The 14,856-nt window shown below is 31.8% G+C and carries 8 protein-coding genes; 2 read left to right on the plus strand and 6 right to left on the minus strand.

Annotation, left to right across the window (positions count from 1 at the left end; translation table 11 throughout):
* The first annotated feature begins 178 nt into the window (after positions 1-178).
* Both E0F76_RS07645 and E0F76_RS07650 read left to right on the plus strand, forming a co-directional pair.
* Positions 179-3,181, plus strand: coding sequence for a chemotaxis protein CheB (locus E0F76_RS07645; RefSeq protein WP_132003742.1), 3,003 nt, complete (start codon positions 179-181; stop codon positions 3,179-3,181).
* Positions 3,182-3,235: 54 nt separating this feature from the next.
* Complete coding sequence (locus E0F76_RS07650; RefSeq protein WP_132003745.1) at positions 3,236-7,195, plus strand: PAS domain S-box protein; 3,960 nt, start codon at positions 3,236-3,238, stop codon at positions 7,193-7,195.
* 90 nt (positions 7,196-7,285) lie between these two features.
* Here E0F76_RS07650 and E0F76_RS07655 read toward each other — a convergent pair whose 3' ends face one another.
* The 6 genes from E0F76_RS07655 to E0F76_RS07680 form a co-directional block, all read right to left on the minus strand.
* Positions 7,286-8,329 carry an o-succinylbenzoate synthase gene (locus tag E0F76_RS07655; RefSeq protein WP_132003748.1) on the minus strand — a complete coding sequence of 348 codons (1,044 nt, stop codon included), beginning with the start codon at positions 8,327-8,329 and terminating at the stop codon, positions 7,286-7,288.
* Between the two features lie 221 nt (positions 8,330-8,550).
* Entirely contained in the window at positions 8,551-9,753 is a 1,203-nt protein-coding gene (locus tag E0F76_RS07660; protein WP_132003751.1) for a tetratricopeptide repeat protein, read from the minus strand.
* A 105-nt stretch (positions 9,754-9,858) separates the two neighbouring features.
* A complete protein-coding gene (locus E0F76_RS07665; protein WP_132003754.1) occupies positions 9,859-10,536 on the minus strand; it encodes a metal-dependent hydrolase in 678 nt (225 codons plus the stop codon).
* A 23-nt stretch (positions 10,537-10,559) separates the two neighbouring features.
* Entirely contained in the window at positions 10,560-11,510 is a 951-nt protein-coding gene (gene menA / locus E0F76_RS07670) for a 1,4-dihydroxy-2-naphthoate octaprenyltransferase (RefSeq protein ID WP_132003757.1), read from the minus strand.
* Between the two features lie 96 nt (positions 11,511-11,606).
* Positions 11,607-12,437, minus strand: a complete 831-nt coding sequence (locus tag E0F76_RS07675) for a 1,4-dihydroxy-2-naphthoyl-CoA synthase (protein WP_132003760.1) — start codon at positions 12,435-12,437, stop codon at positions 11,607-11,609.
* A 1,261-nt stretch (positions 12,438-13,698) separates the two neighbouring features.
* Entirely contained in the window at positions 13,699-14,553 is an 855-nt protein-coding gene (locus E0F76_RS07680) for a CvfB family protein (RefSeq protein ID WP_132003763.1), read from the minus strand.
* Between the last annotated feature and the right edge of the window lie 303 nt (positions 14,554-14,856).

Below are 14,856 nucleotides of genomic sequence, written 5' to 3' on the forward strand. Positions count from 1 at the left end.
TTTATAAAAACGAATAGTATACTCAGACCTCTTTGATAAAAAACAATATTTAATCACTAATAACTTTAATAATCCGAGGTTTTTTAATTAATTTTGAGTAGGATATTCCTTTTTTTTAACAACAAATTCAAATTGTAAATTATACACTCTGAATTTAAGAGTAGCGTATTATTTTAAGATGAAAACAGATAAAAATAAAATGGAACAAAGTTCTGTTTTAAAGCCTTCCGAAAACCAAAATACTGAAAACTTTAACGGTAATGATTTTCCTATTGTAGCAATTGGATGTTCTGCTGGTGGACTGGAGACATTGGAATTGTTTTTTTCAAATTTGCCTGAAAATAACGATATGGCATTCATTATAATTCAACATCTTGACCCAAAACACGTAGGGATGATGCCTGAACTCCTACAGCGAATGACATCGATGAAAGTGTTTCAAGTTACTGATAATTTAAAAGTAAAACCAAACTGTATCTATATCATTCCGCCAAATAAGAGTATGTCAATTCTAAATGACACATTATATTTATTTGCTGCAATAGAAACCCATGGAATACGTCTGCCAATTGATATTTTCTTCCGTTCGATGGCCAATGACCGTCAAGAAAAAAGTATTGGAATTATTCTTTCGGGAATGGGTTCCGATGGCAGTTTAGGAATCAAAAACATAAAAGAAAAAAATGGAATTGTGCTTGTTCAAGAACCATCTACAGCAAAATTCAATGGCATGCCAAGAAGTGCTGTCGAAGCGATAAACCCTGATATCATTGCGCCAGTTGAAGAATTACCTATTAAATTAATAGAATATCTAAAATTTTCAATCAAGCATAATACATCTAAGGATTTAGAATTAGACCTGAAAAACAAAAGTAGCATCGATAAAATTATTATTTTACTTCGTGAACAAACAGGTCATGATTTTTCGATGTATAAAAAAAACACTTTATTTCGCCGCATCGAAAGACGTAAAGAAGTCCATAAGATTGTCAAGATTCAAAATTATGTACGATTCATGCAGGAAAACCCTAAAGAAGCCGAAATACTTTTTGAAGAATTACTCATTGGGGTTACCAACTTTTTCCGTGATCCTGAAGTTTGGAGAAAATTTGGTGAGCAAGTTCTTCCCGAAATGCTTGAAAAATTGGCAAGTGGCTCTATTTTAAGAGCTTGGATTACGGGTTGTTCAACTGGTGAAGAAGCGTACACTTTAGCTATTATTTTTAAAGAATCATTGTCAAAAATTAAAAACAATCGAAACATAAGTTTACAAATATTTGCAACTGATCTTGACAATGAAGCCATTGAAAAAGCCCGAAAAGGTATTTTCTCACCAAACATTGTAAATGATGTATCACCACAACGCATATCCAAATATTTTGTTGGAGACAATGACGGGTATCGAATCAATGCCACCATCCGTGAAATGGTCGTTTTTGCACCACAAAATGTGATTAAAGATCCACCTTTTACAAAACTTGATATCCTAATTTGTCGCAATATGCTGATTTATATGGAACCTGAATTGCAAAATAAATTGATGGCACTTTTTAACTATAGTCTTAAACCAAGTGGAATTATGATCCTTGGCTCTGCTGAAACTCTAGGAAATGGAAATGAAGGTTTCGAAGTACTTGACGCCAAATTAAAAATATTCAAACGTACATTATCACCCAGGGAAACTAGGCTTCTAGATTTTCCCAGTTCTTTTTCAATTACTAATAAAACCAAACCCATAATGAAGTTGCCTCTAAAAGCTGTTGAAAATATACAATCTCTTACTGATCAAATTTTGCTACAGCAATTTACTCCTGCAAGTGTTTTGGTCAACGATAAAGGTGACATAATTTACATCACTGGCCGTACAGGGAAATATCTGGAACCAGTAGCAGGAAAAGCAAATTGGAATATTTATGCCATGCTTCGTGAAGGATTACGAATAGTATTTCCAGCTGCCTTTCAAAAAGCATTGCAAACGTATGATGCAGTGAAACTTGAAAATGTTAAAATAGAAAATGGAAAAATCAGTTTTGTAAACGTTACTATTCAGCGTATCGAAAAGCCCGAAACGATTCGAGATATGATTTTAATAGTTTTTAATGATCTTCCAGAATTAGATGAATCTAAAGTCTTCAATTTAAAAACAACCATTCAAAGTTTAACTTCAAAACAGAAAGATTTAGAACTCAATCAATGTTATGAGGATTTGCAAATTCTTAGGGAAGAAATGCAAACTTCACAAGAAGATTTGAAATCTACAAATGAAGAACTTCAATCTACCAATGAGGAATTGCAATCAACTAATGAAGAACTTACCACATCCAAAGAAGAAATGCAAAGTCTCAATGAAGAATTGCAAACGGTAAACAGTGAACTTCAAAATAAAGTTATTGAATTTTCAAGGTCCAACAACGATATGAAAAATTTACTTAACAGCACTGAAATAGGCACACTTTTCCTTGACAAAGAACTTAACATACGTAGATTTACTGATCCAATTACCGATATTTTCAAAATACGAAATTCCGATATTGGAAGACCATTTACCGATTTGGTTTCTGAACTAAAATATCCAGAAATAGGAAGTAATGCTAAATTAGTAATCAAAAACCTCACCTCGATAGAAACTGAAAACGAAACTACTGACAAAAGATGGTTTAACATCCGAATTATGCCTTATCGTACTATTGATGATCATATAGACGGATTAGTGCTTACATTTAATAACATTACAAAATTTAAAAAGCTAGAATTAGAATTAATGCAAGCCAATACATCTTTACGGTTAAACAAAGAAACACATTACCGCCATCTTTTTGAATCAGCAAAAGACGGTATTCTTATATTGGATGCTGATTCTGGAAAAATTACCGATGTAAATCCGTTTTTAATTGAACTTTTGGGTTATTCAAAAGAACAATTTCTTGAAAAGGCAATTTGGGAAATTGGATTTCTTAAAGATATTATTGCTAACAAAGTTAAATTTTCAGAATTGCAAAAAAAAAGAATCATACGTTACGATAATTTGCCTCTTGAATCCTATAGTGGGAAAAAGATTTATGTAGAGTTTATTAGCAATCAATATAAAGTAGACAATCACAAAGTAATTCAGTGCTTTATTCGTGATATCACAGAGAAAAAATTGGCAGAAGAAATTCTTCAAAAACAAAAAGAATCCTAATTAAAACCGTTGGTTTACAATTAGAGATAATTCTATTTCAAAAAAAAGCGTATTATGAAAAATATTGCCAAATCAACTCCAGCCTCGATTCTACGTCAAAAAGCCGAAGAAATTATAAATAATAAAACTGAAACAGCGGTAAATTCACTTTCTGATGTTGAGATACTTAAACTCATTCACGAGCTTGATGTTCATCAAGTAGAACTCGAAATGCAAAACGAGGAACTTCTTTTTGCAAAAAACAAAGCTGAAGCTGAAGCTGAAAAATACACTAATCTATACGATTTTGCTCCTTCAGGCTATTTCACTCTATCAAAAGAAGGCAAAATTATAGAACTGAATTTTAAAACTGCTGAACTATTAGGTAAGGAACGTTCGCTTTTATTGAAAAGACAGTTTAATGCTTTTATATCCGATGAAACAAGACCAAAATTTAATTTATTTCTCGAACAATTATTTGATAGTAAAACAAAACAAAATTGTGAGGTAATCTTGAATAATGCTTCCAATAACCCTACTTATGTTCATGTTTCCGGAATTATTAGTGATGATGAAATGCACTGTTTTATAACAATGCATGACATAAGTCAGCTCAAAGAATCAGAAGAAAAAACTAAATTAAACGAAGAAAAGTACCGTACCCTTTTTGATTCAAACAGAGATAGTATTGCAATATTTAGATTAGATAACAATAACAAACCAGGTAAATTTTTAATAACTAATACCGCTGCATCATCGCTTTTTGGTTTTTCTCAAAAAGAACTTTTATCGATTAGTGTAAAAGAAATTGAAAAAATGTCTGACAAAAAAAGAATGGAACTACTTCAAACTTTACAAAATAATGGAAATGTTGATTTTGAAACCATTATCAAAAACAAGCATGGAAATTATCGAAATGTTGAGGTTAAATCAATGATTATTAATTATTTGGAAGAACCTGCGGTAATGAATATTACTAGAGATATTACTGACCGCAAACTAACCGAAGAAAATATAAGTAATGCACAAGAAAATCTAATGGCGATACTTGATGCCGTTCCTGACTTATTATTTGAAGTAGGTTTAGACGGAAGAATTTACCATTATCAATCCCATCATGATGATTTATTAGCCGTTCCTCCCTCTGTTTTTATGGGAAATTTTTTTCAAGATGTATTACCAGCCGATGTAGCAAAGATTTGTTTTAAAGCAATAGAAGAAGCTAATAAAAAAGGATGGTCCACCGGACTTCAATATTCTTTCGATTTACCAAAAGGGAAATTATGGTTTGAGCTATCGGTTTCTCCAATAAAAGGTAAGGTTAAAAAAGACAAACATTTTATTCTACTTGCCCGCAATATTACGGAACGTAAATTAGGGGAAGAAAAATTGAGAGATGAAAAAGAACGCATTAAAACTATTTTTGAATTGGTTGGAAACCCAATATTCCTCAAGGATAATAATTATAATATTATATATGCCAATACCGCCTTTTTTGAATTATTTGGTCTTGATGAAAAAAATGTAATTGGCAAAACTCTTGTCGAAAAGGTTCCTAAAAACGAAAGAGAACATTTTCTTCAAATAGACAGAACAGTACTTGAAACTGGAGTTCCTGATATTAGAGAAGAAGAACTTACAGTGAAAGGCTTCAAACACACGATCATTACTAAGAAGTTGCGTTATATAAATGAATTAGGAAATAAATTTCTGGTTTGTTCAATTTATGACATAACAAAACGGAAAGAAGTAGAAGAAAAATTGAAGTTAGCTTCTGAAAAGTTTCAGGACCTTGTAAACTCAACAGGAGGAATTGTATGGGAAGCTGATGCTACTAGTTTAGTTTTCAATTATGTGAGTCAAGAAGCAGAACGTTTATTGGGATATCCTGTTGAGGATTGGTATAAAAAAGGATTTTGGGAGGATCATCTTCATCCTGATGACAGAGAGGAAATTATAAAAATTTATAATTCGCACACAAAACTAAAAAATGGACATGATTTCAAGTATCGTTTTAGAGCAAAAGCAGGAAATTACGTCTGGTTAAAAGACATTGTAACAGTAGTCGCCGAAAACGGTAAACCAAGTTGGTTGCGAGGGGTGATGTTTGATATAACAGAACAAAAAGAAACAAACCAAGCATTACTAGAAAGTGAGGAAAAATACCGCGGATTAGTAGAAGGTTCCCCTAATGGAATTGTTCTATATTCCGATGAAAAAATTATTTATATCAATGATGAAGGCTTGCGTATTTTGAAAGCAAAAAAAAGGTCTGATATCATAGGAAAACCTGTCCTTAATTTTATTCATCCCGATAGAAAAAAAAGTGTTATTCAAAGAATGAATGAGGTAATTGAACATAAGTATGGCTCAGTACTTGTCGAAGAAAAATTAATAGACTTGAAAGGCAATCCTATTGATGTTGAATTAAAGGCAATTCCTACCATTTTCGAACATAAAGCTGCGGTGCAAGTGATTATTCACGATATTACAGAACGCAAACAAACTCAGGAAAAAATTCGTCAACTTTCACAAGCTGTAGAGCAAAGTCCAGTAACAATTGTCATAACCAATACAAACGGGGAAATAGAATATACTAATCCAAAATTTACCGAAACTTCTGGTTATACCTTTGAGGAAGTCCTAGGCAAAAATACCCGTATTTTAAAATCAGGACACACTACTCAAGAAGAATACAAAGAATTATGGCAAACTCTTGTGGACGGAAAAGAATGGCACGGCGAATTTCTTAACATGAAAAAAAACGGGGAATTATATTGGGAATCTGTCTCCATTTCTCCAATTGTAAATGCACAAGGTGAATCAACTCACTATATCGCAATAAAGGAAGACATAACTGCTCGCAAGAACACAGAGCAGGAATTATTAAAAGCTAAAAATCAAGCTGAAGAAAGCGACCGTTTAAAACTGGCTTTCCTTGCCAATATGAGCCATGAAATCAGAACTCCTATGAATGGAATTTTAGGTTTTACTGAATTATTGAAAGAACCCAAACTAACTGGAAAAGAACAACAAGAATACATTACTATCATTGAGAAAAGCGGAAAACGAATGCTCAATATTATAAATGATATCATAAATATCTCAAAAGTAGAGTCAGGACAAATCGAAGTGTCCTTATCAGAAACTAATGTAAATGAACAAATTGATTACTTGAATACCTTCTTCAAGCCTGAAACCAAAAAAAAGGGAATTCAACTATTAGTTACAAAGAAATTATCTTCAGAGGAATGCTATGTCATAACAGATCGTGAAAAACTCTACGCTGTTCTCACCAATCTCATTAAAAATGCTATAAAATTTACAAATGAAGGTTCCATAGAATTTGGTTGTGTGAAAAAGGAAAATAAACTTGAGTTCTTTATAAAAGACACTGGATTAGGTATTTCTATTACTCAACAAAATATAATTTTTGAAAGATTTAGGCAAGTAAATGAATCAACGACACGAAGTCATGAAGGTTCAGGTTTAGGCTTAGCCATTTCAAAAGCATATATTGAAATGATTGGTGGAACTATTTGGGTCGAAAGTGAGGAAGGAAAGGGAAGCACTTTTTATTTTACTATTCCTTATGACACTGAATTTATACCCAAAAAAATAAATCACTTCAAAAATGAAGATGCTGTTATAAAAGAAAAAAACAATATTACAGACCTAAAAGTATTAATAGTCGAAGACGATGCTATTTCAAAACTACTTATAACGATTGCTTTAAAACCCTTTAGCAAAGAAATCATAAAAGTGGATACAGGTTTTGAAGCTATAGAAAAATGTCGAAACAATCCTGATATAGATTTAGTTATGATGGATATAAACATGCCGGAAATGGGCGGTTATGAGGCTACAAAACAAATTAGGGAATTCAATAAAGATATTGTTATTATCATTCAAACTGCAAATGGAATGCAGAGTGATAGAGATAACGCTATCGCAGCAGGATGTACTGATTATATTTCAAAACCAATCAATATTGAATATTTGAGTACGTTAATTCAAAAGCATTTGAAAAAATAAAAGGCATTTGAAAAATGAGTTGATACAAGATTATAAGTAATTGATAATGCAATTAGAATAAATCATCCCAAAAACACACTAAATAAGGCTTTATAGTGAGTTAAAATCCATTATCCAGCCATTTGTACTTTCATACCACAACTGTCCTTTAGAAACCATTAAAGGACAATCAAAATTATTGGTATACAATGCTCCAGTACCTAAACCTTGTGGCATTAAATTATGTTGCATAAAAGTCCATTGTGCAATCGCATTTAAACCAATATTACTTTCTAAAGCAGATGTAATCCACCAGCCAATATTATATTTTTCAGCCAATAAAATCCATTCTTTTGTTCCCCGAAATCCTCCAATAAAACTAGGTTTTAAAATGATGTATTGCGGCTTAATTTTCTGTAATAACGCTTCTTTTTCTTCCAATGTAAACACTCCAATAAGCTCTTCGTCCAAAGCGATAGGAATTGGTGTTGTTTTACATAGCGCTGACATCTTGTCAGTATTGTTTTTTTGTATTGGTTGCTCTATACTATGAAGCTTAAATTCAGATAGCTGCGTTATTTTATCTAAAGCTATAGATTCGTTAAAAGCCCCATTAGCATCTACCCTTATTTCCACCTGCTCTTCGGTGAAATGTTGTCTAATATAACCTAATAATTGCAGTTCTTTATCGAAATCTATAGCTCCAATCTTAAGTTTAATACAGCCAAATCCTGCCGCTAATTTTTCCTCTATTTGCTCCTTCATAAACTGCTCCTCACCCATCCAAACCAAACCGTTTATCAGGATACTTTTTTGTCCATTTGTAAATTCCGAAGGAAAGAGTAAAAAAGGAGTTTCACTAGCTAAAGATTGAAAAGCCATCTCCACTCCAAATTGAATTGAAGGAAACTCGATTAAAACTTCCCAAAGCTGATTTTCTCCAAGATGAATATTAGCACACGTCCATTTTAATTTCTCTTCATAATCCGACCGATCATCAATGCTTAAGCCACGTAATACCCCACACTCTCCTATTCCTTTCTTACCATTCTCTTCGAGAACAATAAACCAGGTTTCTTTTTCGATCATTACCCCTCTTGATGTTCCCGAAGGTCGTTTAAATTGAAGGAGGTATTTATGATAGGTTGCTTTCAAAATGAGTTGTTATAATTAATTGGATCTAAAAAAAAAGATAAGATTAAACGCTTTAATAAAAGGACTTACAAAACGTAGATTTTCGTTTTAAATTGAAAATATTTCAATAAAACACAGAATAATACTTCAATAAAAACTACATGCATTTTAAGTTTAAATAATACAGCACAAACAACTGATATAGTGATATTACAAATGAATTTATATTCATATTATTAACATTAAAATAGCTTTAAAACCCTTTTATAATCATCATTTGGCAATCCTGCTTTTTCGAAAGTTTCGAAGTCTTGTTTTACCTTTTGAGTCCAACTCAAACTATCTGTAACATTTTGAGATTGGTATTTTTTATAAATAGCTTTAGCAGCTTTAAAGTCATTATTAAACAGATAAGCATGCGCCAGATTCATTTGGATTAACAATTCAGAATCGTCCATTTTCTCTCCTTCTTTTAGGAATTTAATTGCTTTACCATATTGCTTTGTCATGATATAGGCATTTCCAAGCGTATTAAAATCAATATCCGTTGCCATACCATTAATTACAATTCTTAATATTTTATCGATTGCGTCGCCATATTTGCCTTGCTTCATCAATTTTGATGCTTCATTACGTAAATCAGGATAAACAGTATTAGAAACACCCATTCCTTTTAGACAAACATTCCCGATATCCTTGTATATTTTTGATTTTTCAATTGCAAGCAGCTTTTGAAATTCCTGAAACTTATATTCTTTTTGTATTTTATCAAGTGTACAAATACAAAAATCATCCGGCTCTATTATTTTTTTTGCAATTTCAGAGATTTTACATTGGTTAATTATTGATTTTCGGTTCTCTAAAACCCAACCTCTACTTAACTTCTTATTAACCCAAGGCAAAATTTCAATAACAACTTTTTGATTCATTATCCAATTCTTACTTTCAAAACCAAACCACATTGTATTCGAATTGGATAGAATACACGAATATTTTTCCATAGAAAGAACTTTAGCATCTTTACTAACCGCTTCATTTTGCACATAACATGCCTTATCAGTATTTCCACTTTTTTTGTATTCAGTTGCGGCTGTTTCATTTGAAAAAATGGCATATTTACATTTATCCTCTCCTGAAATTTTAGACAATAAAAAAACAGCACCAGCTGACCCTTGACTAATTCCAGTTGGATCAGGAATGGATTTCAAAACCGAAACCAAACTGCTTGCCATTTGTTGATTTCCATCAAGAAGGGTGATTCTAAAAAGGACTTCAGTAGTTCCCAATGGCAAATCATCAGTTTTTACAACAATTCTATCTCGTGCCGAAACAACGTTTTCCTTTGTGAATGATCTTTCTTTATCCCAATAACCGTCATTCTGAGCATAAATAGAACTAGTTTTCAAGATTATGAAAAGCGAAATAAATAATATCTTAAAATTCATTTTGTTTAGTGTTGATATGTCCAGCCCTGATGGAAACGGCATCCTCTTGCGGCGGTGTTCGCCACAAGAGATATAGTGTACAGCAGGAAAAAGCTCCTAAAAAAATTATAATTCGATACTTTCCCCGATTTTTAGCAACATTAAATCTTTTCCTTTGTCAAAAAATTTACGAATAGCCTGTTCATGGTTGATGACGATATAACCAAACGTATCGTAGTGAACTCCCAATATTTTATCACAATCCACAAAATCAGATGCCAGAATTGCATCTTCGACATCCATTGTAAAGTTATCTCCAATTGGAAAAATAGCCAAATCAAGTTTGGTTCGCAAAGGAATTAATTTCATATCCATTGTTAGTGCAGTATCTCCAGAAATATAAATGTTTTTGTGCTCACCTTCAATGACAAAGCCGCCGGGATTTCCACCATTACTTCCATCAGGAAAAGAACTAGAATGAACTGCATTTACGTATTTCACCTTCCCGAAATCGAAGTTCCAACTCCCACCATGATTCATTGGATGGAACTGAAGTCCTTTTGCACCAAAATGCGAAGCCACTTCAAAATTCGAAACAATAACTGCATTTGTCCTCCTAGCTATGTATTCAACATCCAGAATATGGTCGCTGTGTGCATGAGTCAATAAAATATAATCGGCTTTTAACTCGTTGATATTAATATGAGACGCATTGGGATTGGCAGAAATATAAGGATCAATTAAAACATGCTTGCCACTAACTTCAATTCCAATTGAAGAATGGCCATAAAATGTAATTTTCATATTGATTAATTTTAAAGATTCACTTAATAATTATTAACTAACAAATCCGAAATAAAGAAAATCATAGACAAAGCAATTAATACAGAAAGTGCAAAAGTGCTTAACGCTAATTTTTTTAATTCAGGATCTAAAGCCCTCGGATCTTGGTTTTTATAAACCGTATGTAAATGCTTAGTTAAAGGTATATAGGCTATTAAAAAAAGGTATTGATCAAAGTGAAAATTATTTAATATAGCAAATACCAAAACCAAAACCATTGCTGAAATAATTAAAAAATAATGGTATTTCTTCGCTTTTTCGCCACCAATTTTCACTACTATAGTGTTTTTATTTGACTTTTTATCAGATGCTTCATCCCTCATATTATTGAGATTTAACACCCCTACACTTAAAAATCCAATTGCTGATGCAAGTAAAAAAAGGTCAAAATTCAATTGTTTTGAGTACAAAAAATTGACTCCTAAAGTACTTACTAAACCAAAAAACACAAATACAAACAAGTCACCAAAACCTCTATATCCATATGCTGTGTTTCCTACAGTATAGCGAATCGCAGAAGCGATTGCCAAAACACCCAACACCAAGAAAAACAAAGAATACCCTATACTTGTACCTTTAAAGGCAAAATAAATCAACAGCATCGCCGCAATCAACGTCAAAAGCGAAGTAATCACAATTGCTCGTTTCATGGCTTGCGGTGATATTACGCCACTTTGAAGTGCCCGTTTCGGTCCCACTCTCTCCTCGTTATCGGTTCCTTTTATACCATCACCATAGTCATTGGCAAAATTAGACAGTATTTGCAATCCCAAAGTAGTTAAGATTGCATATCCGAATATTTTCCAATTGAAAACTTCTGTTGGCGTTAGTACATTATTTGTTGGGTATGCCAAAGCATACATACTTCCCACTATTATTCCAGAAACCGATAACGGCAAGGTGCGCAATCGTGCGGCTTGAATCCAATGTTTCATTATAATTTAAGATGTTAGAATTGAGATGTTAGAATTGTGATTACGAAGTTCAGATTTCAAAAATCTAAAATCGTTAATCGTAAATCTAAAATATTTTTAAGGCAACCATTTTTTTTCGAAATTGGGTTTCCGTTTTTCCAGAAAAGCATTTCTACCTTCTTTAGCTTCTTCGGTCATATAAGCCAATCGAGTGGCTTCTCCAGCAAAAATTTGTTGTCCTACCATGCCGTCATCAGTGAGATTCATGGCAAATTTTAGCATTTTAATAGCCATTGGTGATTTTTGTAATATTTCTTGTGCCCATTCAAAAGCAGTATCTTCTAGTTCTGCATGTGGAATAACTGCATTAACCATCCCCATTTCCATAGCTTCTTCAGCAGAATAATTTCGACCTAAAAAGAAAATCTCACGCGCTTTCTTTTGTCCTACCATTTTAGCTAAATAAGCAGAGCCATATCCAGCATCAAAACTAGTCACATCAGCATCCGTTTGCTTGAAAATAGCATGTTCTTTACTTGCCAATGTCAAATCGCAAACCACATGCAAACTATGTCCACCACCAACAGCCCAACCAGGAACAACGGCAATAACTACTTTTGGCATAAATCGAATTAATCGTTGTACTTCAAGGATATTCAAACGATGTTGACCATCTTCTCCTACATATCCTTGATGGCCTCTTGCGTTTTGATCGCCACCGCTACAAAAAGAATAAATTCCGTCTTTAGTAGAAGGACCTTCGGCAGAAAGTAATACAACCCCAATTGAAGTGTCTTCCTGAGCGTCATAAAAAGCTTGGTACAATTCGGAGGTTGTTTTAGGACGAAAAGCATTGCGTACGTTTGGTCTGTTAAAAGCGATTCTAGCAACTCCATTGCATTTTTTATAAGTTATATCTTCGTATTCTTTGACGGTTATCCAATCCATTTATAGTCTCTTTAAATTATTTCAATGTAAAAATAGTTGATTTTTTTACATTTTTAGCTATACTTTTTTGGGAGAAGGAAAAATTAATCCTTTAAAAGTTTAAGAACTATTCTAAATAATAAAAATAAAAATAATTTTAACAGTCAGCATGAAATATTTTATTTAAATTTAATGATTGCTAATAAAAAAATATCTTTTTTTATTTAAAATAATAAAGCAATAATTTTTATCACTGATTTATTAACCTAAAAAATGAACCTTTTTGGATAAATTTAAAAATTTTGTCACTCATTTTTCATCGGTCTTTTATAATATAATCAATTTTAAAACCAAGAAAAATGAGCAAATGATACAAGAATTTGCAATTGTAGTAAAAGTTTAAAGTGTAACACCTAAGGTTAAAACAGAGGATTTGTAGACCAATACTTGCCAGCATACATTAAGGCATTATTATTTTGGAAAACCATCTTTATAATAAAAAAAAAACCATGGTCTTATTGTGAAATTTTCTCTTAATTATAAGTGAATTTTTGAAATATCAAGACAAAACCATTTGATAAAGATATTTACGCTATGATGCTTTATAAAATATTGTAGAAATACAGTTTTGTTTAGAAAGCGATGAAATCAACTTTTAAAAATGATAGATACTTAACTTAAGATTATTCTAAATATTAAATTCAGGATAATACTTAAATCAGAAAGACTAATCGCTTAGATTAGTCTTTCTTTTTTATTCTGCACTAATGCATGAGTAAATTAAGCATAAATAACATCAAATAGTAACTATTAGTAAAAACCAAACCATTAAGAAAGTTAAGAAAATTAAGCTTATAGCTTTGAAGAATCTTAACTATCTTAATGGTTTATATATTATGCATTAACTAGAAACTATTAGTAAATTAAAAAACAAACCATTAAGTAAGTTAAGAAAATTAAGCTTATAGCTTTGAAGAATCTTAACTATCTTAATGGTTTAGATATTATGCATTAACTAGAAACTATTAGTAAATTAAAAAACAAACCATTAAGATAATTAAGAAAATTAAGCTTATAGCTTTGAAAAATCTTATCTATCTTAATGGTCCAGATATTATGGATTAACTAAAAACTATTAGTAAATTAAAAAACAAACCATTAAGAAAGTTAAGAAAATTAAGCTTTTAGCTTTTATAGAATCTTAACTTTCTTAATGGTTTAAAGTTTTGAATTTAAACTTAAATTAAATCCAAAACCACACAATTCGTGGTAGAACCTATTTTTATTCATTCACCAAATAAATTCCGTCTTCTTTTATCTCGATTAATTTTTCTTTATATAAAGCACCTATTGCTTTCTTGAACGTTTTTTTACTCATTTTCAAGACTGTTTTAATGTCTTCGGGATGCGAACTATCGGTCAACCTTAAAAATCCACGACTGGCTCGAAGTTCATCTAGAATTTTATCTGCATTAGGTTCAATACTTTGATACCCTTGTATTTGTAATGAAACATCAATTTTATTATCAGGACGTATGGTTTTTATATACCCACGCATTCTGTCTCCGGTACGAATCGAATCATCATAGACTTCATCTTTGTACATCAAGCCTTTGTGCTGTTCGTTGATGATTACATTGATACCAAGTTCCGTTATATGCGATACAATCAAGTCGACTTCTTCTCCTTTTTCGACAGTTAGATTATCATTTTTCAAAAACTGATTCGTTTTACTCGATGCTACTAAACGTTTCGTTTGTTCGTCCATATAAAGGTAAACCAAATAGCGTTTTCCTTTTTCCATAGGTCGAGCTTGTTCTTTAAACGGAACCAGAATGTCCTTTTCCATTCCCCAATCCATAAAAGCGCCCACTTGATTCACATAATTTACACGCAAAAGTGCAAATTCATTCAGTAATATATATGGTTCTAAAGTTGTCGCAACAGGTCTTTCTTCGTGATCCAAATAAACAAAAACAATCACCTCCTCGCCTATTTCCCATTCGTTTGGTACGTATTTATTAGGCAAAAGAATGTCGTGAATTCCTTCTGGATCTTTTTCGGGATTACCCAAAAACAATCCTACTTTGGTATCACGTAATATAGTTAGCGTATTGTATTTTCCTATTTCAATCATATTCTTGTATTTTTTCTAAGCCGCAAAGGTACGAAGATTTTGAGTTGAATTAAAATCTATTAATTTATAACAATATGCATATTTGTTTAATTACGATTATCAAAACTTCTAATTTAAATTTATTTATACAGACATTCTATTTACTTTATCCCTATTGTAGTTTGGAAGTCATATTTTTTATAAAAAAACACATTACAGAATAGAAATTGACAATCCTAATTTGTTAGGAATCTGTAAATCCAATAACCGTTTTTGATTTTTATACCATCAATTTGGATAAAAAAAACAAAAGCTTAAAAGAAG

The sequence above is a fragment of the Flavobacterium cellulosilyticum genome (genome assembly GCF_004349355.1).
GTDB lineage: Bacteria > Bacteroidota > Bacteroidia > Flavobacteriales > Flavobacteriaceae > Flavobacterium > Flavobacterium cellulosilyticum.